The sequence below is a fragment of the Anaeromyxobacter sp. PSR-1 genome, from assembly GCF_000964525.1.
GTDB lineage: Bacteria > Myxococcota > Myxococcia > Myxococcales > Anaeromyxobacteraceae > Anaeromyxobacter.
On sequence record NZ_BAZG01000024.1, the window covers coordinates 19866 to 39994 of the forward strand.

General features: G+C 76.5%; 19 protein-coding genes. 11 read left to right on the forward strand and 8 right to left on the reverse strand.

Annotation, left to right across the window (positions count from 1 at the left end):
• Positions 1 to 15 precede the first annotated feature (15 nt).
• Entirely contained in the window at positions 16 to 1818 is a 1803-nt protein-coding gene (locus PSR1_RS06400) for a glycoside hydrolase family 15 protein (protein WP_059436791.1), read from the reverse strand.
• 143 nt (positions 1819 to 1961) lie between these two features.
• The gene (locus tag PSR1_RS06405) at positions 1962 to 3866 is read right to left on the reverse strand and encodes a chloride channel protein (RefSeq protein WP_059436792.1); all 1905 of its coding nucleotides are present in this window, start codon (positions 3864 to 3866) and stop codon (positions 1962 to 1964) included.
• Positions 3867 to 4085: 219 nt separating this feature from the next.
• Here PSR1_RS06405 and PSR1_RS06410 point away from each other — a divergent pair, with 219 nt between their 5' ends.
• The 3 genes from PSR1_RS06410 to PSR1_RS06420 all read left to right on the forward strand — a co-directional run bounded on the left by PSR1_RS06410 (position 4086) and on the right by PSR1_RS06420 (position 5659).
• The gene (locus PSR1_RS06410) at positions 4086 to 4433 is read left to right on the forward strand and encodes a LuxR C-terminal-related transcriptional regulator (protein WP_059436793.1); all 348 of its coding nucleotides are present in this window, start codon (positions 4086 to 4088) and stop codon (positions 4431 to 4433) included.
• A 191-nt stretch (positions 4434 to 4624) separates the two neighbouring features.
• Complete coding sequence (locus tag PSR1_RS06415; protein ID WP_059436794.1) at positions 4625 to 5113, forward strand: universal stress protein; 489 nt, start codon at positions 4625 to 4627, stop codon at positions 5111 to 5113.
• Between the two features lie 75 nt (positions 5114 to 5188).
• Entirely contained in the window at positions 5189 to 5659 is a 471-nt protein-coding gene (locus tag PSR1_RS06420) for a universal stress protein (protein ID WP_059436795.1), read from the forward strand.
• Between the two features lie 29 nt (positions 5660 to 5688).
• On the opposite strand, the gene PSR1_RS06425 is transcribed toward PSR1_RS06420, so the two are convergent.
• Positions 5689 to 8109 (reverse strand): Lon protease family protein, encoded by a 2421-nt coding sequence (locus PSR1_RS06425; RefSeq protein WP_059436796.1) that lies wholly within the window; start codon positions 8107 to 8109, stop codon positions 5689 to 5691.
• 186 nt (positions 8110 to 8295) lie between these two features.
• On the opposite strand from PSR1_RS06425, the gene PSR1_RS06430 reads away from it, so the two are divergent.
• Positions 8296 to 8790, forward strand: a complete 495-nt coding sequence (locus PSR1_RS06430; RefSeq protein ID WP_059436797.1) for a universal stress protein — start codon at positions 8296 to 8298, stop codon at positions 8788 to 8790.
• Positions 8791 to 8812: 22 nt separating this feature from the next.
• Positions 8813 to 9274: a CBS domain-containing protein gene (locus PSR1_RS06435; RefSeq protein ID WP_011420505.1), complete on the forward strand. Its 462-nt coding sequence runs from the start codon at positions 8813 to 8815 to the stop codon at positions 9272 to 9274.
• Positions 9275 to 9317: 43 nt separating this feature from the next.
• On the opposite strand, the gene PSR1_RS06440 is transcribed toward PSR1_RS06435, so the two are convergent.
• Entirely contained in the window at positions 9318 to 10664 is a 1347-nt protein-coding gene (locus PSR1_RS06440; protein ID WP_059436798.1) for a sigma-54 dependent transcriptional regulator, read from the reverse strand.
• A complete protein-coding gene (locus PSR1_RS06445) occupies positions 10639 to 11994 on the reverse strand; it encodes a HAMP domain-containing sensor histidine kinase (protein WP_059436799.1) in 1356 nt (451 codons plus the stop codon). The genes PSR1_RS06440 and PSR1_RS06445 overlap by 26 nt, the downstream gene beginning before the upstream one ends.
• A 182-nt stretch (positions 11995 to 12176) precedes the next feature.
• Here PSR1_RS06445 and PSR1_RS06450 point away from each other — a divergent pair, with 182 nt between their 5' ends.
• The 3 genes from PSR1_RS06450 to PSR1_RS06460 all read left to right on the forward strand — a co-directional run bounded on the left by PSR1_RS06450 (position 12177) and on the right by PSR1_RS06460 (position 15508).
• A complete protein-coding gene (locus tag PSR1_RS06450) occupies positions 12177 to 12986 on the forward strand; it encodes a metallophosphoesterase (RefSeq protein WP_059436800.1) in 810 nt (269 codons plus the stop codon).
• Positions 12980 to 13621 carry a hypothetical protein gene (locus PSR1_RS06455; protein WP_059436801.1) on the forward strand — a complete coding sequence of 214 codons (642 nt, stop codon included), beginning with the start codon at positions 12980 to 12982 and terminating at the stop codon, positions 13619 to 13621. Before PSR1_RS06450 ends, PSR1_RS06455 begins: the two co-directional genes overlap by 7 nt.
• Positions 13622 to 13741: 120 nt before the next feature.
• Complete coding sequence (locus PSR1_RS06460; RefSeq protein WP_059436802.1) at positions 13742 to 15508, forward strand: hypothetical protein; 1767 nt, start codon at positions 13742 to 13744, stop codon at positions 15506 to 15508.
• 81 nt (positions 15509 to 15589) lie between these two features.
• On the opposite strand, the gene pdxH is transcribed toward PSR1_RS06460, so the two are convergent.
• Complete coding sequence (gene pdxH, locus PSR1_RS06465; RefSeq protein WP_059436803.1) at positions 15590 to 16186, reverse strand: pyridoxamine 5'-phosphate oxidase; 597 nt, start codon at positions 16184 to 16186, stop codon at positions 15590 to 15592.
• A gap of 193 nt (positions 16187 to 16379) precedes the next feature.
• Between pdxH and PSR1_RS06470 the strand changes: the two genes are divergently transcribed.
• Positions 16380 to 16979 carry a YceI family protein gene (locus PSR1_RS06470; protein ID WP_059436804.1) on the forward strand — a complete coding sequence of 200 codons (600 nt, stop codon included), beginning with the start codon at positions 16380 to 16382 and terminating at the stop codon, positions 16977 to 16979.
• An 87-nt stretch (positions 16980 to 17066) separates the two neighbouring features.
• Here the strand turns inward: PSR1_RS06470 and PSR1_RS06475 are convergent, their stop codons facing one another.
• A complete protein-coding gene (locus PSR1_RS06475) occupies positions 17067 to 17654 on the reverse strand; it encodes an HPF/RaiA family ribosome-associated protein (protein WP_059436808.1) in 588 nt (195 codons plus the stop codon).
• Between the two features lie 212 nt (positions 17655 to 17866).
• Between PSR1_RS06475 and PSR1_RS06480 the strand changes: the two genes are divergently transcribed.
• Positions 17867 to 18349, forward strand: a complete 483-nt coding sequence (locus PSR1_RS06480; RefSeq protein ID WP_059436805.1) for an adenosine-specific kinase — start codon at positions 17867 to 17869, stop codon at positions 18347 to 18349.
• Positions 18350 to 18413: 64 nt separating this feature from the next.
• Entirely contained in the window at positions 18414 to 19415 is a 1002-nt protein-coding gene (locus PSR1_RS06485) for a cupin domain-containing protein (protein WP_059436806.1), read from the forward strand.
• On the opposite strand, the gene PSR1_RS06490 is transcribed toward PSR1_RS06485, so the two are convergent.
• On the reverse strand, positions 19412 to 19906 hold the full coding sequence (locus tag PSR1_RS06490) for a rhodanese-like domain-containing protein (RefSeq protein ID WP_082100161.1): 495 nt from the start codon (positions 19904 to 19906) through the stop codon (positions 19412 to 19414). The two genes, PSR1_RS06485 and PSR1_RS06490, sit on opposite strands and share 4 nt — an antisense overlap.
• Positions 19907 to 20129 lie beyond the last annotated feature (223 nt).

Genomic DNA, 20129 nt, shown 5'->3' on the forward strand with positions numbered 1-20129 from the left:
GCGCGGGGCCGGGGCTCAGTCGCAGTCGCCCTCCGGGCAGCGCCCGGAGCGGTGCGGCGCCGGGCCGCTCAGGCCCAGCGCGGCGTTGACCAGCGCCACATGCGAGAACGCCTGCGGGAAGTTGCCCACCAGCCGGCGCTGGACCGGGTCCCACTGCTCGGCGAGCAGCCCGACGTCGTTCGCGAGCCCCACCACGCGCTCGAAGTAGCGGGCCGCCTCGGCGTGCCGCCCCTGCATGCGGAGCGCGTCCGAGAGCCAGAGCGTGCACGCCAGGAACACCCCCTCGCCGGGCGGGAGGCCGTCCACGCCGGTGCGGCTGTCGTACCGGTGCACCAGGCCGCCCTCGGTCAGCTCGCGCTCGATCGCGGCGATCGTCCCGCCCACGCGCGGATCGGTGGCCGGCAGGAACCCCACCTGCGGCACCAGGAGCAGGCTGGCGTCGAGCGCCTTCGACCCGAACGCCTGCGTGAACGCGCCGCGCTCCGCGTCGTAGCCGCGGGCGCACACCTCCGCGTGGATGCGCGCCCGCAGCGCCCGCCAGCGATCGAGCGGGCCGTCGAGCCGCCCGGCGCGCGCCGAGCGCAGCGCGCGGTCCACCGCCACCCAGGCCATGACCTTCGAGTGCGTGAAGTCCCGGCGCGGCCCGCGGATCTCCCAGATGCCCTCGTCGGGATCGTCCCAGTGCGACTCGAGCCAGTCGAGCAGCGCGCGCTGCACGGTCCAGGCATCGGCGCTGAAGGGGAGGCCGGACAGGTGCGCCTGGTGCAGGCAGTCCAGCACCTCGCCGAACACGTCGAGCTGGAGCTGCGAGGAGGCGGCGTTGCCGATCCGCACCGGGCGCGCGCCCTCGTAGCCCGGGAGCCACGGCAGCTCGAGCTCGGTGAGCCGCCGCTCGCCCGCGATGCCGTACATGATCTGCAGGTCCTCCGGCTGGCCCGCGACCGCGCGCAGCAGCCAGTCGCGCCAGGCGCGCGCCTCGTCCACGTAGCCGGCGCCCATCAGCGCGAGGAGCGTGAAGGTGGCGTCGCGCAGCCAGCAGAACCGGTAGTCCCAGTTGCGCACGCCCCCGGGCGCCTCCGGGAGCGAGGTGCTGGGCGCGGCCACGATCCCGCCGGTGCGCGCGTAGGTGAGCGCCTTCAGCACCACCAGCGACTGCACCAGCAGCGCGTGCCAGCGGCCGCCCGCGGTGCAGCGCCCCGACCAGCGGCGCCACCACGCCTCGGTCGCCTCCAGCGCCGCGCCGGGCTCGGGCGGCGTGGGCGCGGGCTGGTGCGACGGGTGCCAGGTGAGCACGAACGGCGCCGACTCGCCGGCGGCCACCGCGAACCGGGCGCGGATGGTGCCGTGCTCGGCGCGGAGCGGGACCTCGCCGATGAGGTGCAGCGTGTCCGGGCCGGCGCTCGCGGAGAGGTGGCGCCCCCGGCCGCGGATCCACGGGCGGCGCGCCCCGTACCCGAAGCGCGGCGAGAGCTCCAGGTCGAGCTCCACCCGCCCGCGGAGCCCCTGGACCAGGCGCACCAGGTCGGGCGCGGCGCCGCGCGGCGGCATGAAGTCCACGATCCGCACCGCGCCCTCGGCGGTGGACAGCTCGGTGTCGAGCACCAGCGTGCCCGGCCGGTAGGCGCGGCGCACCGCGCGCACCTCGCCCGCCGGGCGGAGGGAGAAGCGGCCGTGCTCCGGCGCGCCGAGGAGCGCGGCGAAGCAGGCGTCGGAGTCGAAGCGGGGCCAGCACAGCCAGTCCACCGAACCGTCCCGCCCGACGAGCGCCGCGCTCTGCGCGTCGCCGACCATCGCGTACTCTTCCAGCCGCTGCGCCACCCGGCACCTCCGCGGCGGTCCGGCCCGGCCGGCGGCGGCATGCCGCGCGGCCCGGGACCATCCGCCCGTCGCCCCATCCCAATGGATGCGCCCGGCCGCGCGCCGGTGCGCGCGGGAGATGGGGCGCAGCAGGAGGGCGCTCGTCAGGCGCCGGCAGGGTGGCGAGCAGGCGGATCGGCGATCGCCTGCAGGAACACCCGCGCGATCTCCGCCTCGCCGACGTAGCCGGTCACCCGGCCGCCCTCGAGCACCGGCAGCTGGCGCAGGCCGCTGTCCACCAGCAGCTCGCCCACGCGGGCGAGCGTGGTCTCGGGCGCCACCGCGGTCCACCGCGCCGCCACGTCGGCGAGCACCGCCCAGCCGAGGTGCGGGTCGGCGGCGGCCGCGCGGATCGCGTCCACGTCGGCGATCCCCGCCCACGCGCCGGCGGGGCCGAGCAGCGGCAGCACGCGCTGGCGGGAGGTGTGGCCCGCCGCCGCCAGCCCCTCGGCGAGCCGCGCGCCCGCCTCGGCCGGCCCGGCCTCGGCGGGCACCGCCACGTCGCGGACGGTGACGCGGGCGAGCAGGTCGCGGGCGCGCAGCTCCGGGTGCGCCGGCGACTCGCGCTGGTTGCGCGGCTGCGCGGGGTAGAGCGTCCAGCGCCGCAGCGCCACGTACGCCACGCCGATGGAGAGCATCATGGGGACGAGCAGGTCGTAGCTGCCGGCCAGCTCCGACACCAGCACCAGCGCCGAGAGCGGCACGTGCGCCAGCCCGCCGTACAGCGTGCCCATCCCCACCAGCACGAACGCGGCCGGCTGGAGCGTGGGATCGCCGGTGAGGAGCGCGGCCCCGTGGCCGAACGCCGCGCCCAGCAGGCCGCCGATGGTGAGCGCCGGGGCGAAGTCGCCGGCGGAGCCGCCCGAGCCGATGGTGAGCGAGGCCGCCACCACCTTCGCGGCGGCGAGGCCGAGCAGGAGGACGACCAGCGACCACCCGGGCTGCATGCCCGGGGAGCCGGCGATGGCGGCCTGCACCGCGCCGTAGCCGCCGCCGAGCAGCCCGATGCCGCGGTCCTCGGCGCCGTACAGGTGGCCGACGAGCAGGATGATCGCGGTGGCGAACCCGCCCATGAGCAGCCCGCCCACGCCCGGCCGCAGCCAGGCCGGCCCGGGCAGCCGCCGGAACACCCGCGCCACCGTGCGCAGGCTCACCGCGAACGCCACCGCGCCGAGCGAGACGAGGAGCGCGAGCAGCGCGTACAGCGGGAGGTGGCGCGGCACGAACGGGAACGCCGGGAGGCGGCCGAACAGCGTGGCCTCGCCGTAGATGGACGCGACCAGCGAGTACGCGACCACGCTCGCCAGGATGGCGGGCACCAGGGCGTCGGACTCGAAGTCGTCGCGGTAGAGCATCTCGACCGCGAGCAGGGCGGCCCCGAGCGGCGTCCGGAAGACCGCCGAGATGCCGGCCGCCACCCCCGCGACCATCAGGATGCGCCGCTCGCGCGGGCTGGTGGGCAGCAGCCGGCCGGTGAGCGCGCCGAGCGCGCCGCCGATCTGCATCGTCGGCCCCTCGCGGCCGCCCGCGCCGCCGGTGGCGAGCGTCAGGACCGACGCGAGCGCCTTCACCGGCGCCACCCGCGCGCGCATGCGCGCGCCGTGGAGGTGGTAGGCGTCGATGGTAGCGTCGCCGCCGCCGCCCCCGCACTCGGGCGCGAGCTTCGCGGTGACGAGCCCGCTCGCCAGCCCGCCGAGCGCGGGCAGCAGGACCAGCACCCAGGGGCGCAGGGGTCCGGCCGGCTCCCTCCCGAAGACGAGCTCGCCGGCGGCGCGGAGCGGCAGGTACCCGGCGAGCCCGCCGAGCAGCAGGCGCTGCCCGAGCTCGAGCGCGGCGAAGAAGCCCGCGCCCACCAGGCCCGCCACGCAGCCCAGCACCGCCGCGTGCAGCAGGGTGCGACCCAGGAGCCGGAGGTCGAGGGGGCCGCCGAGCGGCGTCATCCACGCCAGGCCGGCGCGCAGGGCGCGGGCGGTGAGCGGCCTTCGGTCCTCCCGCGCTGGGTCCGGCATGGGTCCGGGCATTCTATTCGCGGCCGCTCGGGGGGCGAGCGCGGCGTTCAACCCCGCGAACTTTCATGTGGGTGCACCATATGGGGCGTGGCGCCCGGCTGGATGGTGCCTAACGTGGCGTTCACCAGGGCGGCCGCCCGGGGTGGGGTCCAGGGGTGGATCGGGGACCCGGGCGGCGCCGAGACGGCCGGACACGTTCCGGGGAAGGAAGCAGAGCCCATGCCTCACATCGACGTCGAGATCCTCACGCCGTTCACCGCCAAGTACCTGGAGGGCCGCAGCCTGACGCCCGCCGAGCGCGCGGAGGTGCTCCGGCTGGCCCAGGGTTTCGCGTGCAAGGACTCCGCGGCCGCCGCCAACGTCTCCCCCGAGACCATCCGGGCCCGCCGCAAGCGCATCTACCGCAAGCTGGACGTCCCCGGCTCCGGCGAGCTGATCTCCGAGCTGCTGGCGCTCTCGCTCCGCATGCTCGCCGCCGGCGAGCGGATCGAGCCGCGCCCGGTCGCCCCCGCGCAGCCGCAGGACCCGGCCGCCGCGAGCGCGCCGACGCTCATCGCGGCCCGCTGAGCCGGCGCGGGCGAGCGGACCGGCGCGCCGGCGCACGCGCGTGCGCGCGCTGCGCGGCGGCGCCCTCGCCCCGCCTCCGGGTCCCCCCCACAGACGTGCGCTCCGCCCGGTGGGCGGGCGTACGATCGGACTGGTCCAGCCGGCGCCCGCCGCGGACCGGGGCCGAGCGCCGGGGGATCCGGAGGTGCGCCATGGCCGGCTGGAAGAAGATCTGCTGCGCGGTCGATTTCTCGGAGCCGTCGCGCCGCGCGATGCACGAGGCGGCGGAGCTCGCCCGCCTCATGGGTGCGGAGCTGACGCTGCTGCACGTCTACGTCTCGCCGCCGGCGATGGCGACGGACATGCTGGTCGCCGCCCGCGACCTCGGGCCGATCATCGCCGAGGAGGTCGAGGGGACCGTCACGGCCTGGCGCGGCGAGGCGGAGCGGCTCCTCGGCGCGCCGGTGTCCACGCACGTCGCCCCGGGCCAGCCGGAGGACGAGATCCCCCGCTTCGCCGCGGAGCACGGGACGGATCTCCTGGTGATCGCCACCCACGGCCGGAGCGGCCTCCGCCGGCTGGTGCTGGGCTCGGTGGCGGAGGCGGTGGCCCGCCGGGCGCCGTGCCCGGTGCTGGTGGTGCGGAGCGGCGCCGAGGCGGCGCACGAGGACGTCGCGGCCGAGGCCGCGCAGTACCACTGACCCCGGCCTGCCCCGCCGCGCCGGCGCGGGCGGGCGGCCGGGAAGGGCGCGCACCGGCGCGCCCGGGGAGGCGCCATGCGGTCCTGGCACCGGATCCTCTGCGCGGTCGATCTCAGCGAGGCGTCGCGCGCCACGGTCACGACGGCCGCGGACCTGGCCCATCGCACCGGCGCCGAGCTGGCGCTGGTGCACGTCCACGAGCCGCTCGCGAGGGCGGAGGCGCGCGCGGCGGCCCGCGATCCCGCGCGGCTGGAGGCGCAGGCGCAGCGGCTCGGCGCGGAGCTGCAGCGCTGGCGCGGCGTCGCGCAGGGCATGGTGGGCAGGCCGGTGCGGGCGCTGCTCGCGAGCGGCGGCGCGGCGGGCGAGATCCTGCGGGAGCTGGGCGAGGGCGGGTACGATCTGGTGGTGATCGGCGCGCACCCGCACCGGCGCCTCGGGCGCACCGTGGGCGGCGCGGTGGCGGCGCGCGTGGTGCGCGAGGCGCCGTGCCAGGTGCTGGTCGCGCACCAGCCCGCGCACGCCGTCGAGGCGGCCGCCGCCCTCTGAGGCGGCCGGCGGCCCCGGGAGCGCGGAGGTCAGGGGCGCGGCTCCTCCCCGCGGGAGGACGCCGCGAACGCCCGCGCCCTCGCGGCCAGCGCGTCCAGGCTGGCGGCCACGCGCGCGTCGAGCGTGCCCTCCGGGAACCGGCCCTCCGCGTCGGGCGCGCCGGGCGGCAGCCCTGTCAGCAGCTCCATGCCTTCCTCCACCGTCTCGACCGGGAAGATCCGGAACCGCTCCTCGGCCACCGCGGCGAGCACCTCGTCGCGGAGCACGAGGTGCGGCACGTTCGCGGCCGGCACCAGCACGCCCTGCTCGCCGGTGAGCCCGCGCGCCCGGCAGACCTCGAAGAAGCCCTCCACCTTCTCGGTGACGCCGCCCACCGCCTGCACGCGCCCGAGCTGGTCCACCGAGCCGGTCACCGCGAGCGACTGGCGGAGGGGTGTCTCGGCGATCGCCGACAAGAGCGCGTACAGCTCGGCCGACGAGGCGCTGTCGCCCTCCACGCCGCCGTAGGACTGCTCCATCACCAGCGTGGCCGCGAGCGTGAGCGGTCGGCCGCGGCAGTACCGGCCGCCGAGGTAGCCGGCCAGGATCAGCACGCCCTTCGAGTGCAGCGGCCCGCCCAGCTCGACCTCGCGCTCGATGTCCACCACCTCGCCGCGCCCGAGCCGGACCCGGGCGCTGATGCGGGTGGGGCGCCCGAACGCCACGCCGCCGGAGGACGCCACCGAGAGCCCGTTCACCTGGCCGACGCGCGCGCCCGCGGTCTCGACCCGCAGCGTCCCCCGCAGCACCTCCTCCAGCAGCCGCTCGCGGATCCGCCCGGAGCGCCGCTCGTGGGCGCGGGCGGCGCGCTCCACGTCCGCCGGCGCCACCGCCGGCCGCCCGTCGGCCGCGGCGCGGTGGTCCGCCTCGCGCAGCAGGTCCTCCAGCGAGGACACGTCGGCGCTGATGCGGGTCGCGTCGCCGGCGCGGCGGCAGGACTCCCGCAGCACGCGCTCCACCGCGGGGCGGTCCAGCGGCCGCAGCCCGCCCCGGCGCGCGATGGTCGCCACCAGCCGGGCGAAGCCGAGGTCGGCGTCGGCCGACCGCGCGATCTCGTCCTCGAAGTCCGCCTGGATCCGGAACAGCTGCGAGAACTCCGGGTCGTACAGGCAGAGCAGGTGGTGCAGGAGCCGGTCGCCGATGAGCACCACCTTCACCTCCAGCGGGATGGGCTGGGGCTCGAGGGTGGAGGTGCCGCCCAGGCCGAGGAGCCGCTCGGGCGGCTCGATGCGGATCTCGCGGGAGCGGAGCGCCCGCTTCAGCTCGTCCCAGGCGAACGGCTGCGCCAGCAGCCGCCGCGCGTCGAGGATCAGCCAGCCGCCGTTGGCCCGGTGGAGCGCCCCGGACCGGATCAGGGTGAAGTCGGTGACCAGGGTGCCGAAGTGCGCGTGGTGCTCGACGCGGCCGGCCAGGTTCGCGACGTTGGGCAGGTCCTCGAACACCACCGGCGCGCCGGCCTGGCCGGAGCGATCCACCATCACGTTCACGCCGTACCGGCGCAGCGCCGGGGTCTCGGAGAGGAGCTTGCGCACCTGCGAGGGCACGTCGCCGTCGCCCTCGGCGCCGGACAGGAACTCCTGCACGTTGTCGACCACGTCGCGCTCGACCGCGGCGAGGTGGTCGAGCACCTCCGGGAGGTCGGCCCACCGGCGGCGCACGTCCTCCAGCAGCCCGCCGGCCGCGGCCAGCGCCGCCTCGCGGTTGGCGGCCTTCACCCGCTCGCGGTGGCGCCGCTCCAGCGCGGGCATCCCGCGCAGCACCGCCTGCAGCTCGTCCTGCAGCCGCTCGATGTCGCGCTTGAAGCGCTCCTGCACGTCGTCCGGGAGCTGGCGGAACGCGTCCGGCTCCACCACCGCGCCGTCGTGCACCGGCGCGAAGCCGTAGCCCACCGGCGTCCGGGCCAGGGCCACGCTGCACGCCTCGGCGTGGCGGCGCACCTCCTCGATGGCGCGCTCGCGCGCCTCCTCCAGCTCCTTCTCCAGCGCTTGGAGGCGCGCCCGGTGGTGCGGGCTCTCGAACGCCGCGGGGAGGGCGAGCCGGAGCTCGTCGATGAGCCGGTCCAGGTCGGCGCGCAGCGCGACCGCGCGCCCGGGCGGCAGCTCCACCGCCCTCGGCCGGCGGGGATCCCCGAAGCCGTTCAGGTAGCACCAGTCCGACGGGGTGGGCGCGTCCAGCGCGGCCCGCTCCAGGCGGCGGCGCACCAGCGCGCGCTTCCCCGCGCCCGGGGGGCCGGTGACGAACACGTTCCCGCCCTCGCCGTGGATCGCCACCGCGAGCGCCAGCGCCTCCACCGCGCGCGCCTGCCCCAGCGGCTCGTCGAGATCCTCGAGGTCCTCGGTCGTCTGGAACGCGACCTCAGGGGCGAGCCCCCGGTCCCGCAGCGCCCCGGCCGACAGCGGCGCGATCGCCATGCGACACCCCCCGTTCCGTCCTGCCAGTGTACGCGCCCGCCGGAGCGGCGGCGTGCGGGTGCGGCCGGGTGCCTCGCCCGCGACGGGGGGCGGCGACCCGCGGCCGCAGGCCGCGCCGGAGTCCCCCGGGTGGCAGCGGGCGCGCCCGCGCGAAGGGCGTACGCTCGACGGCGGGAGGTGGGAAGGATGGCGGAACGGATGAAGATCTGCTGCGCGGTCGACTTCTCGGAGGCCTCCCGCTTCGCGATGGTGGAGGCGACGGACCTGGCGCGGCGCTTCGAGGCGGAGCTGGAGCTGGTGCACGTGCACGAGCTGCCGGTGGCCGCCGCGGCCGACATGCTGGTGCCGCCGCGGGCGCTGTTCGAGCTGGTGGCGGTGGACCTCGAGCGCGACATCGCGGCGTGGCGGGGCGACGCGGAGCGCAGGCTGGGCCGGCCGGTGCACACCAAGGTGCTCGCCGGCACCCCGGCGGTGGAGATCCTGCGGCACGCGCGGGACGAGTGCGTGGACCTGCTGGTGGTGGGCACGCACGGACGCACCGGGCTGAAGCACCTCGTCCTCGGCTCGGTGGCGGAGCGGGTGGTGCGCCAGGCGCCCTGCACGGTGGTGGTGGTGCGGACCAAGGAGACGTGCGCGACCGCGCGGACCGTGGCGGACCCGGCGTGGGCCGAGCTCCCCTAGGCGAGCGCGCGAGGAGGCCGACATGAGGGTGAAGGACGCGATGACCATCCGCGCCGAGACCATCGGCCCGGACGCGACGCTGCAGGAGGCGGCGCGCATGATGCGCTCGCTGGGCATCGGGATCCTGCCGGTCTCGGAGCACGACCGGGTCCTCGGCGTGATCACCGACCGCGACGTGGTGATGCGGAGCACGGCGGAGGGCGGCGACCCGCGCGTCGTGAAAGTGCGCGACGCGATGACGCCGCAGGTGATCCACTGCTACGCGGACGCGGAGCTGGACGACGCCGCCCACGAGATGGAGCAGCACGCGGTGCGCCGCCTGGTGGTGCTCGACGCGCGGCAGCGGCTGGTCGGGCTGCTCAGCGTGGACGACCTCGCCATGGTGAGCCGGGCGCTCGCGGCCGAGGTGATCGAGCAGAGCCGCGAGCCGGGCCGGCGCCCCGTCCCGGCGGAGCCGCCGGGCGGCGGCCTCGTGCCGCACTGAGCGTGCGCGCCCGCGGACGGGCCCGCCGGTCCGCGCCGGCGGGCTAGGCGAAGCCGTACTTCTTCAGCCGGTCGATGAGCGCGCCGCGGCTCACCCCGAGGCGGCGCGCCGTCTCGGACTGGTTGCCGCCGGTGGCGGCCAGCGTCCTGGCGATGATGTTCCGCTCGACCGCGTCGAGGTGCTCGTGCAGCGTGAGCGCGCCCTCCGGCGGCGGCTCCACACCCGGCTCCCGCGCCGCGGGCGCGGCCCCCGCCTCGAGCGCCTCGGGGCCGAGCTCGCCCCCGTTGCTCAGCGCCACCAGCCGCGCCACCTGGTTCTCGAGCTGGCGCACGTTGCCGGGCCACTCCGCCGCCGCCAGCCGCTCCAGCAGCGGCGGCGAGAGCCGGACGTCGTCCACGCCGAAGCGCGCGGCGAAGCGCCGGGCGAACTCCTTCGCCAGCGCCGGGATGTCCTCGCGGTGCTCGCGGAGCGGCGGGACCACCAGCTCCACCACCGCGAGCCGGTAGTACAGGTCCTCGCGGAACCGGCCGGCGCGCGCCTCCTCGGCGAGGTCGCGGTGCGTGGCCGCCACGACGCGCACGTCCACGCGCTCGACGCGTCCGGCGCCCACCGGCTGGATCTCGCCCTCCTGCAGCGCGCGGAGCAGCTTGGCCTGGAGCGGCAGCGGCAGCTCGCCCACCTCGTCCAGCACCAGCGTCCCGCCGTCGGCCTGCGCGAAGAACCCCTCGCGCGCCTGCACCGCCCCGGTGAACGCGCCGCGCGCGTGGCCGAACAGCTCCGCCTCGGCCAGCTCCGCCGGGATGGCCGCGCAGTTGAAGCGGACGAGCGGGCCGGAGGCGCGGCGGCTCTGCGCGTGGAGCAGGGACGCGATCAGCTCCTTGCCGGTGCCGGTCTCGCCGCGCACCAGCACCGTGACGTCCTTCGGCGCCACGCGCGCCACCGCGTCGAGGAGCCGCTGCATGGCCGGGGCGTCGCCGACGATGCTGCGACCGAGCGCCTTCTCGACGGCCAGGCGGCGGTTCTGGACGCGCAGCGCGCGGGTCTCGAGCGCCCGGTCCAGCACCAGCGTCATCTCGTCGATGTCGAAGGGCTTGGTGACGTACTCGTAGGCGCCGGCCTTCATGGCGCGCACCGCCACGCGCTCCGACCCCTGCGCGGTGAGGACCACCACCGGGAGCGTGGCGTCGCGCTCGTGGATGGCCTGCAGCAGCTGCAGGCCGTCCATCTCCGGCATGGCGTAGTCCGTGACCACGGCGTCCACGCCCTCGAGGCGCTCCAGCGCCTCGGCGCCGGAGCGCGCGGTGACCGGCTCGTGGCCGTTCGAGCGCGCCAGCTCCTTCAGCGCGTAGAGCACGGCGGGCTCGTCATCGACCAGCAGCAGCCGGGACATTCTCGGTGGCCTCCTGGTGCACCCGGGGCAGGGTGCCGGTTGCGGTGGTGCCCGCGTCGGGGGCGCTCGCGTACTCGAGCGTGCCGCCGTGCTGGACGAACGCGCGCCGGGCGAGCAGGACGCCCAGCCCGGTGCCCTGCTCGCGGGTGGTGAAGAAGGGGGTGCCGAGCCGCGCGACGACCGCCGGCGGCATGCCGCGGCCCGTGTCCCGGACCGCCACCTCGACCGCGCCGCCGCGGTCGGAGACGAGCACCTCGACCCGGTCGCCCCGGCGGCTCGCCTCCACCGCGTTCGCGATCAGGTTCAGGAGCGCCTCCTTCAGGCGGCGCGGGTCGGCGTCGATGCGCGCGTCGCCGCGCCGGTGGAGGCCGACGCCGGCGGCGGCGGCGCGGCCCTGCAGCACCGAGAGCACCTCGTCGGCGAGCTCGCCCAGCGAGAGGTCCTCGCGCTGCAGGCACTCGAGCGGCCGCGAGAACGACAGGTAGCCGTCGAGGATCTCGCGCATGCGCTCGACCTCCGACGAGACCACCTTGAGCCGCTCGCAGGTGTCGCCGTCCGAGGCGCCGCGGGCCGAGATCTGCACCAGCGCCTTGATGGCGCCGAGCGGGTTCTTCAGCTCGTGCGAGATCTGCGAGCTCATCAGCTCGAGCTCGCGCGCGCGGGTGAGCGCCTGGCTCGCCACCTCGTCGCGGGCCCGCAGCATCCCGCGGACCGAGTCGGCGACCGTCTCGCCCAGGATCACGACGTAGTCGGCGTGCACCGCCACCGTCCCGACGAGCGCCACCAGCGCGACCAGCGCGAACGTGCCCTCCGGGACCGGGGGCCCCATCCAGCCGGGCGCGAGCAGCATGACCAGGCCGGCGGCGGCCAGGGCCCAGAGCGCTCCCGCGGTCTCCCGCCGCCAGCCGCAGCGGACCACCAGCACCGAGACGGTGGGGGGGAGGGCGACGAGCAGCGGGCTGCGCAGGCCGCCGGTCAGCGCCACGGACGCGAGCGCCATGGCGAGCGGGAGGCGGAGGTCGGCGGCGTTCACGGCGGTGCAGAACGGGCCGTTCGCGCGGACGCAGGCGCGCGCCGCGTGCAGCGCCAGCGCGAGGACGAGGAGGCCCAGGAGGGCGAGCACCCGCCAGCGCGGGTAGCCCTGGAACCAGAGCAGCACGACGAAGGCGATCCAGGCGGCGTAGAGGGCGACCACCAGCGCGGGCCGGCTCCGGCGCCAGCGCTCGTCCGCCGCGGCCAGGTTCGAGCGTCGCAGGTGCTCGTGCTGCGCATGGCTGCCCATGCCCCGATCCTTCGCAAGATCCGGGCCCTGGGCGATCGGCATCTCCATGCCCCGATTATCTGCGGGTCCGGGCCCGCCGGCCACCCCGCCTGTACGTCGGGCCGACAATCGGGGCGGCTCCTGTCCACGGACCCGACACGGCGGCGGCCGTGGAACGAGCCCATTCGCCTGCGGGGCGCGCGTTCGATGCCGCAGCGCGGCGGGGCACGGTCCTTGCGGTGTGGAGGGGCATGTCCCTGTGGCCCCACCTCCTCGCGTCCGTCCGGAGCCCGCTCGGCGCGGTCGCGGCGCTGGCGGTGCTGGCGTCGGGGTGCCTCGAGTACAGCCCGTACGCGCTCCCCGAGAACAAGGGCCTGAACCGGAAGGCGGTGGGGGCGCTCCTCGCCACGCCGCCGGCGGAGCCGCTCCGCGTGGCCCTCCTCGGCGACACGCAGCTCGCGTTCGACGAGGCCGAGGACGCGGTCGGGCTCGTCAACGGCCTGGACGGCGTGTCGTTCGCGATCCAGCTCGGCGACTTCACCGACCTGGGCCTGCTCCGCGAGTACGAGCTGATGCACGACGTCTTCGCCCGGCTGCGGGTGCCGTGGCTGGTGGTGCTCGGCAACCACGACATGCTCGGCGGCGGCGACGCGATCTACGACCGGATGTTCGGCGCGCGGAACCTGGTGTTCACCTGGGGTCGCACCCGCTTCGTGCTGCTCGACACGAACGCGCGCGAGTACGGCTTCCCGGAGGACGTGCCGGACCTCGAGTGGCTCGACGCGCAGCTCGCGCCGGACGGCGCGCACGACCGCGCGGTGGTGGTGGCGCACGTGCCGCCCTGGCACGAGGACTTCAACGCGGCGCTGCGCCAGCCGTACCTCGACCTGCTGGCCGCGCGCGGCGTGACCGACTCGTTCTACGCGCACGTCCACCGGTACGGGGTGCGCGAGGAGTCCGGCGTGCGGCTCTGGACCGCCGACGCGCTCACCGGGCGGTCGATCCTGCTCCTCACGCTGCCGGCCGCGGGCGAGCCGCTGGTGGAGCAGGTGTCGTGGTGAGGCCCGCCCGCGCCCTGGCGCTCCTCACGGCGCTCGCCGCCGCCGTCGCGCCCCCCGCGCCCGCGCGGGCCGAGGCCGAGCACGCCTCGCTCGACCGCGCCTACGAGCGCGACGAGGGCGGCGATCGCCACTGGCTGCTGCCGGACCACCTCACCGCACAGTTCGCGGGCAACGTGGGCCTCCTCGCGGTGGGCGGCGGCCACGCCTGGCGCGACGACCACGTGCTCGGGGATCTCCTGTTCGGGTGGGTGCCGGAGTCGGTGGGCGGCACCGACATCTACCAGCTCTCGGCCAAGGTGACCTGGTCGCCCTGGATCGTCCGCCTCGGGCAGGGCTGGAAGGCGCGCCCGTTCACGGTCGGGCTCCAGGTGACCTACCTGCTCGGCGGCGACTACTTCATCGTCCAGCCCAGCCGGTACCCGAACGGCTATTACCCGGTCCCGACGGCGCTGCACCCCGGGTTGACGCTCGGGACCAGCCTCGCCGTCCCGAAGCGCTACCTGGACGTGCCGGTGTCGATCTACGTGGAGGGCGTGGCGCTCGGGCACATGCTCCGGGTGTGGGCCGCCAACCCGCGGACCATCGGGCCCGCGGACGTGTTCAGCTTCACGGCGGGTGCACGCGTCCGGCTGTAGGGGCCCGGCGGGCGAGCGCCCGGGCGGCGCGCGTGCGCGCGCCCGGCGCGCGGCATCCCTCGCACAGGGCGGGCTTCCGGGCCGTTGCCGCACGGGCGGGCGAGCTTCATCTCGTCGGGCATGGTTCGCCGCGGGATCCTGCTCGCGCTGCTCGCCTCCGCCGCCGCGGGGTGCAACGACTACAACTTCAGCCCGGTCGGCCACTGCCTGCTGCAGCCCGGCAGCGTGCGGGTGCAGCTCTCGAAGGTCTCGAGCGCCGACATCCTGTTCGTGGTGGACGACTCCCCGTCGATGGACCCGAAGCAGGACGGCCTCGCCGCCAGCTTCAAGGACTTCATCACGCGGATGGTCCAGGCCAACACGGCGCGCGCCGCCCGCGGCCTCGATCCGGTGGACTTCCGGATCGCGGTGACCACCACGTCGGTGTTCTGGGCCGGGCCGAACGGCCGGTCGTGCGTGGCGGGGAGCGGCGGCAACCAGTGCTGCCGCACCTCGGCCTGCACCGACGTGGCCTCGTGCACGCCGGGCACCGCCGCGGGCTGCGGCGGCGGGCAGGTGTGCGTGACCACCCCGGTGCTCGACGCGGACGGGCTCCGCGTGACCGGCTCGAAGCAGCAGTGCTGCGCGCCCAGCGACTGCACCGCCGCCGGGGCCGGCTGCGCGCCCGGCGACGCCTGCACCACGCTGCAGACCGCCTACTCGAACCCGTTCCCGTCGTCGTCCTTCTGCACGCCCGGCTACGCGGTCGCCGGCGCCCCGTACCCCGGCGGCGCGCTCGTGTCCGCTCCCGGCAACCCGCGCATCCTCGAGTTCGCGAAGGAGCTCGACTGGGCCTCCTGGGGCACCGCGGCACAGGACGCGCGGCTGACGCAGCTCGTCCAGCAGTTCGCGCAGAACATCAAGGTCGGGAGCTGCGGCTCGGGCCAGGAGCAGGGGCTCGAGGCGGGGCGGCTCGCGCTGCAGAAGGCGCTCGCCGGCCAGCTCCCCGGCGTCGCGCCCGGCACGTTCCCGCGGGCAGGGGCGAAGCTGGTGGTGGTGTGGGTGGGCGACGAGGACGACTGCTCCAGCCCCGCCGCCGCGCCGGTGCCCATGGCGACCTCCACGCCGGGCGCGGACGCGTGCGTCCTCGACAAGCACCAGCCGGCCGGCGCGCAGCGCGAGTTCCCGGTCTCCGACTACGCGTCGTTCTTCGCCTCGCTGGTGCGGGCCGACGGCCCCGCCGACCTGGGCGCGGCGTTCATCGTGTCGAGCGTGCGCTGCGCCGACGGCTCCTACGCGGCGGCCGACTCGTGCAGCGGCACCGCCTCCTGCCCGGTGGCGCCGCCGCTCACCTGCCACCCCGCCGCGCCCGCCTGCGGCGGCGCGTTCGCCGCCGGCGAGCGCTTCCTGCAGCTCGGCGACCAGCTCCGCGCGCGCGGCATCGGCGTGGTCGAGGGCACGGTGTGCGACGCCTACCCGCCGAGCACGTTCGGCCCGGTGCTCTCGGCCATCGCGGACCTGGCGCGCCCGCTCGACGGCCTGCGCCTCCCCACGCTGCCCGCGGCCCGCGCGGTGACGAACCTCCGCATCGCCGACGCCTCGGGGACGACGCGCCGGACCTGCGCCTACGGCACCGACTGGTGCTTCGTCGCCTGCGACGACCCGAGCACCACCCCGGCCTGCCTCGCGGCCGGCACCTCGCAGTGCATCTCCATCGACCCGTCGGCGGCGTGCGTCGCGAACCCCGGCGAGACCTACGCGGCCGAGTACCTCGGCACCGTGCCCGCGGGCGGCTGCGCCAGCGCCGGCGAGTGCGCGCAGGCGCTGGGCGGCAAGGAGGCCGACTGGGCCTGCCACGTCGAGCCCGGCGCCTCGCGCGGCAGCTGCGCCTGCGCCGGCGGCGGGTAGGGCGCCCTTCAGGTCGACCCGCTCACCCTGAGCCCGTCGAAGGGTCGCCCCGAGCCTGTCGAGGGGCGGGCGGATGGCGCGCTAGGGCTGCAGCGCGCCCACCTCCCAGCCGTCGCCCCGCCGCACGTAGACGGTGCGGTGGTGCAGCCGGCCCGGCCCCGAGCGCCAGAACTCGATCCGCTCGGGCGCGACGAGGTAGCCGCCCCAGAACGGCGGGCGCGGGATCTCCTCACCCGGGAAGCGCGCCTCCACCTCGCGGACCGCCGCCTCCAGCTCGGCGCGGTCGCCGAGCGGCGCGCTCTGCCTCGACGCCCAGGCGCCCACGCGGCTCTCCCGCGGCCGGCTGCGGAAGTACGCGTCGGCCTCGGCGTCGGGGAGCGGCGTGACCGCGCCCTCGACGCGCACCTGCTCCTCCAGCGCCGGCCAGTGGAAGCAGAGCGCGGCGCGCGGGTTCGCGGCGAGGTCGCGCGCCTTGCGGCTCTCGCGGTTGGTGAAGAACGGGAAGCCGCGCGCGTCGGCGGACTTCACCAGCACCATCCGCACCGAGGGCGCGCCGCGCGCGTCGGCGGTGGCGAGCGCGGCGGCGGTGGCGTCGTGCGGGGAGGCGGCCGCGGCACGGGCGAGCGCGTCGAGGAAGCGGGCGATGGGGTCGGGGGCGGCGCTCGGCGGGAGGGGCATGCCCGCGTTCTTGCCGCCCCCGCGCGCGATTTCAAGCGGCGCGCGCGGCGCGGCGGCGCCGGAGCAGCGTTCCAATCGGGCAACAGACAGGTGCAGGAGAACACGGTGCGCCACGACAGGAACGATGCCAGATCAGGCGGCGATCGGACGGGCGCCGATGCGCCCGCTGAACCGAAAGGAACCGGAACCCATCATGAAGAAGCTCCTGACCGCCGCCCTCGCCCTCGTCCCCGCGCTCGCCCTCGCGGCGCCCAGCACCTGGACCATCGAGCCGTCCCACTCCAGCGCGGGCTTCGCGGTGAAGCACCTCGTCATCTCCACCGTGCGCGGCGCGTTCACCAAGGTGTCCGGCGCCGTCGTGCTGGACGAGGCGAACGTGACGCGGTCCACCGTCGAGGCCGCCATCGACGTGAACAGCATCGACACCCGGGTGCCGGATCGCGACACGCACCTCAAGTCGCCCGACTTCTTCGACGTCGCGAAGTACCCGACCATCACCTTCAGGTCCACCAAGGTCGCGAAGGCCGGCAAGGACGGCCTGAAGGTCACCGGCGACCTCACCATGCACGGCGTGACCCGCCCGGTGACGCTCGACGTGACCGCGTCGCCCGAGGTGAAGGGGCTGTACGGCGAGACGCGCCGCGGCTACACGGCGACCACCCGCGTCGACCGCAAGGACTTCGGGCTGGTGTGGAACAAGATGGTCGAGGCGGGCCCCGCCGTCGGCGACCAGGTCACCATCACGCTCGACCTCGAGGTCGTGAAGGATCAGCCGAAGACGGCGTCGAAGTAGCTCCTCGCTGCACGATCGCCGTCGCCGGGCCGGCTCGCCACGCGCGGGCCGGCCCGGTGCCTTTCGGCGTTCGCGATCGCGCGCCGGTCAGCGCTGTGCCGGCGCCGCGGGCGCCGCGGCCCGCCGCCGGAGCGGCGCGACCGTGCTCGCCTGCGGCCCCTCGTCGCCCGGCTCCTCCACGAAGCGCACCGGGCTGCCGATCTCCAGCCGCTCGAAGCCGCCGCGCAGCACGCTGCGCGCGTCGAAGTAGATCTCGCGGTCGTCCGGCGTCCGCAGGAACCCGAAGCCCTCGCCGTGGAAGATCCGCGCGACCACCCCGTGCGGCGGCGCCTCGTGCGCCTTCACGCGGCCGTCCATGCGCCGCTGCCGGTCCTCGAGCTGGCGCCGCACGTCCCGGAACGCCGCGTTCAGCGCCGCGTACAGGTCGGCGCGGTCGCGGCTCTTCGGCGGCGCGCGGCCGACCACGGCGCGCCCGCCCGGGAACCTCAGCTCGATGCGGACCCGGTACTGGGCGCCGGCGTTCCGGTGGTGCCGGCTCGGCGCCTCCAGCGCGACCGTGCACCCGGTGATGCGCCCGTGGAATCGCTCGAGCCGCCGCACCGCCTCGCGCACGCGCTCGGCCAGCGGCTCGGAGGGCTCCACGTGAATCCACGCCAGCTGGAGCGGGGTCTCCATGGTCACCTCCATCGCGATCGTACGCGCGCCCCCCGGCGCGCGTCGGGGTCCTTCGGGGAGCCGATCGCGGGCGGCGCGCACGCGGCCGGCCGGGCGTGCGCCCGCTCCCCCGTCCGCGTGCGCGCGGCGTCGCAACCCAAGTGCGCGCGGCGCGGCCGCCGCGGCCCGGGCCGCCCCGTGGGCATGCTGGGGGGCGCCGGAAGGAGGACGCCATGGAGCTCGCCGCGGTCCGGCTCGAGAAGCCGGAGGACGTGAACGTGGTGGTGGGCCAGGCCCACTTCATCAAGACCGTCGAGGACCTGCACGAGGTGCTGGCGCAGAGCGCGCCGGCGCTGCGCTTCGGGATCGCGTTCTGCGAGGCGTCAGGGCCGCGGCTGGTGCGGCGGTCCGGGAACGCGCCGGACCTGGTGGACCTCGCCGTCCGGAACGCGCAGGCGATCGGCGCCGGCCACGCGTTCGTGGTGCTGCTGCGCGAGGGGTTCCCGGTGAGCGTCCTCAACGCGCTGAAGGCGGTGCCGGAGGTGTGCACCGTCTTCTGCGCGACCGCGAACGACGTCGAGGTGCTGGTGGCGCAGACCGCGACCGGGCGCGGGATCGTGGGGGTGGTGGACGGCGGCGCGCCGCTTGGCGTGGAGGGCGAGGCCGACGTCGCCGAGCGGAAGGCGCTGCTGCGGCGCTTCGGCTACAAGCTCTGAGCCGCGGGGCGGGCCCCCGCCTCGCCGGTGGCGCGCGCGGCACGGGTCGAGGTATCGGATCCGCATGCCCGACGCCACCGTGCCCCGCGTCCTCATCCGCGCCAGCGAGCGCGGCCCCGCCCACACCGCCGGTCACCCGTACAACCCGCGCGCCGAGGTGCACGGCTGGATGCTCTCGCGCGCCGCCGGGCTGGGGCGCGTGGCGGTGAACCTCGCCTTCCTCGAGCCCGGCAAGGAGAGCGCCGTCTACCACCTGCACCACCGCGAGGAGGAGTGGGCGTACGTGCTCGAGGGGCAGGGCGTGGTCGAGCTGGACGGGACCGACCACCCGATCGCCGCGGGCGACTTCGTCGCGTTCCCGCCCGGCGTGGCGCACCAGGTCCGCAACGGCTCCGCCGGCGCGCGCCTGTGGCTGCTCGAGGGCGGCGAGGTGATCCCGGACGTGGAGGTGGCCGACTTCCCGAAGCTCGGGCGGCGCCTGGTCCGCACCGGGACGCGCCATGCGGTCTACCCGCTCGACGCCGAGGTGCCGTTCCTGCCCCCCGGCGTCGAGCCGCCGCGGGAGCTGTTCGGGCTGCCGCCGCCCGCCCCGCGGCCCCGCTTGCTCGTCCGCGTCGCCGAGCGCGGCGAGGCGCGGCCGTACTCGCACCCCCAGAACCCGCGGTCCGAGGTCCGCCTCCAGTGGCTCTCGCGCCCCGCGCTGAAGCGCATCTCGGCCGGGATCGCCGCCGTGCCGGCCGGGCGGGACTCGTTCGTCCGGCACGTTCACCGCCATGACGGGGAGTGGATGTACGTGCTCTCCGGCCGCGGCGTCGCGCTCCTCGGCGATCGCGAGGAGCCCATCGGCCCCGGCGACTTCCTGGGCTTCCCGCCCGGCGGCGAGCCGCACAATGTCCGCGCCGCGGCCGACGCCGAGCTGGTGTACCTGCAGGGCGGCGACGCCTGGTCGCGCGAGACGCTCGAGATCGTGGACATGCCCGAGCTCGGCCTGCGCAAGACGTTCGTGGGCACGCGCAGCGCCATGACCTTCCCGGTCGACGCCGCGCTGGAGGGAAAGGGGGCCTAGCGGGACGCCGGGCGCCGGAACGGCCCCGCGTTCCCGGCGTGGTGCCAGCGCAGGTAGGCGTCGAAGGGCACGTCGGCGGGGAGGTCTCCGGCGGTCGGGTAGCCCTCGCGCACCCACGCGTCCAGCCCGCCGATCAGCTCCTTCACCTGGACGCCGAGGCCGGCGAGGCGCGCCGCGGCCTTGGTGGCCGCGTTGCAGCTCGCGCTCCAGCAGTAGGTCACGACCAGCTTGCCGCGCAGCGGCTCGGCGGCGGCCGCGTCGATGGACCGGGCCGGGAGGTTCACCGCGCCCGGGATGTGCAGGTCGGCGAACGCCGCGGCCGATCGGGCGTCCACCACGACGAGCCCCGGCTTCTCGCGCGCGAGGTCGGTGTGGAGGTCGGAGGGATCGGTCTCGAACGCGAGCCGGGCGAGGAAGTGGCGATGGGCGTCCTCGGGGGACGCCGGCGGCGTCTCGCGGACGAAGCTGAACGGCGTGCTGGGCGTGGACATGACGGGCTCCGGGTCGGGCTGGGGCGCGGGGGCAGCGGCGATCTCCGTTCTGCCGCGCCCGGGCGCGGCGCGACAGGTCCACTCCGGCGCACCGGCCCGGACCACTCGACCGCGGCGGGGCGAGGCGTCGGCGCCGCCGCGCTGGCGCGCCGCCCGCCCGCGCGCATAGATGGGGGCGAGATGGCCCGAACCCCGTCCGGCGCGCTCCTCGCCCTGCTCGATC

What these genes read in the sequence shown, in the direction of transcription:
- PSR1_RS06460 (WP_059436802.1), top strand. Translation starts at nt 13,742, where the DNA reads ATGGTTCGCCGCGGGATCCTGCTCGCGCTGCTCGCCTCCGCCGCCGCG.
- PSR1_RS06415 (WP_059436794.1), top strand. Translation starts at nt 4,625, where the DNA reads ATGGCCGGCTGGAAGAAGATCTGCTGCGCGGTCGATTTCTCGGAGCCG.
- PSR1_RS06485 (WP_059436806.1), top strand. Translation starts at nt 18,414, where the DNA reads ATGCCCGACGCCACCGTGCCCCGCGTCCTCATCCGCGCCAGCGAGCGC.
- PSR1_RS06490 (WP_082100161.1), bottom strand. Translation starts at nt 19,906, where the DNA reads ATGTCCACGCCCAGCACGCCGTTCAGCTTCGTCCGCGAGACGCCGCCG.
- PSR1_RS06470 (WP_059436804.1), top strand. Translation starts at nt 16,380, where the DNA reads ATGAAGAAGCTCCTGACCGCCGCCCTCGCCCTCGTCCCCGCGCTCGCC.
- PSR1_RS06445 (WP_059436799.1), bottom strand. Translation starts at nt 11,994, where the DNA reads ATGGAGATGCCGATCGCCCAGGGCCCGGATCTTGCGAAGGATCGGGGC.
- PSR1_RS06435 (WP_011420505.1), top strand. Translation starts at nt 8,813, where the DNA reads ATGAGGGTGAAGGACGCGATGACCATCCGCGCCGAGACCATCGGCCCG.
- PSR1_RS06425 (WP_059436796.1), bottom strand. Translation starts at nt 8,109, where the DNA reads ATGGCGATCGCGCCGCTGTCGGCCGGGGCGCTGCGGGACCGGGGGCTC.
- PSR1_RS06420 (WP_059436795.1), top strand. Translation starts at nt 5,189, where the DNA reads ATGCGGTCCTGGCACCGGATCCTCTGCGCGGTCGATCTCAGCGAGGCG.
- PSR1_RS06475 (WP_059436808.1), bottom strand. Translation starts at nt 17,654, where the DNA reads ATGGAGACCCCGCTCCAGCTGGCGTGGATTCACGTGGAGCCCTCCGAG.
- pdxH (WP_059436803.1), bottom strand. Translation starts at nt 16,186, where the DNA reads ATGCCCCTCCCGCCGAGCGCCGCCCCCGACCCCATCGCCCGCTTCCTC.
- PSR1_RS06440 (WP_059436798.1), bottom strand. Translation starts at nt 10,664, where the DNA reads ATGTCCCGGCTGCTGCTGGTCGATGACGAGCCCGCCGTGCTCTACGCG.
- PSR1_RS06480 (WP_059436805.1), top strand. Translation starts at nt 17,867, where the DNA reads ATGGAGCTCGCCGCGGTCCGGCTCGAGAAGCCGGAGGACGTGAACGTG.
- PSR1_RS06450 (WP_059436800.1), top strand. Translation starts at nt 12,177, where the DNA reads ATGTCCCTGTGGCCCCACCTCCTCGCGTCCGTCCGGAGCCCGCTCGGC.
- PSR1_RS06405 (WP_059436792.1), bottom strand. Translation starts at nt 3,866, where the DNA reads ATGCCGGACCCAGCGCGGGAGGACCGAAGGCCGCTCACCGCCCGCGCC.
- PSR1_RS06410 (WP_059436793.1), top strand. Translation starts at nt 4,086, where the DNA reads ATGCCTCACATCGACGTCGAGATCCTCACGCCGTTCACCGCCAAGTAC.
- PSR1_RS06430 (WP_059436797.1), top strand. Translation starts at nt 8,296, where the DNA reads ATGGCGGAACGGATGAAGATCTGCTGCGCGGTCGACTTCTCGGAGGCC.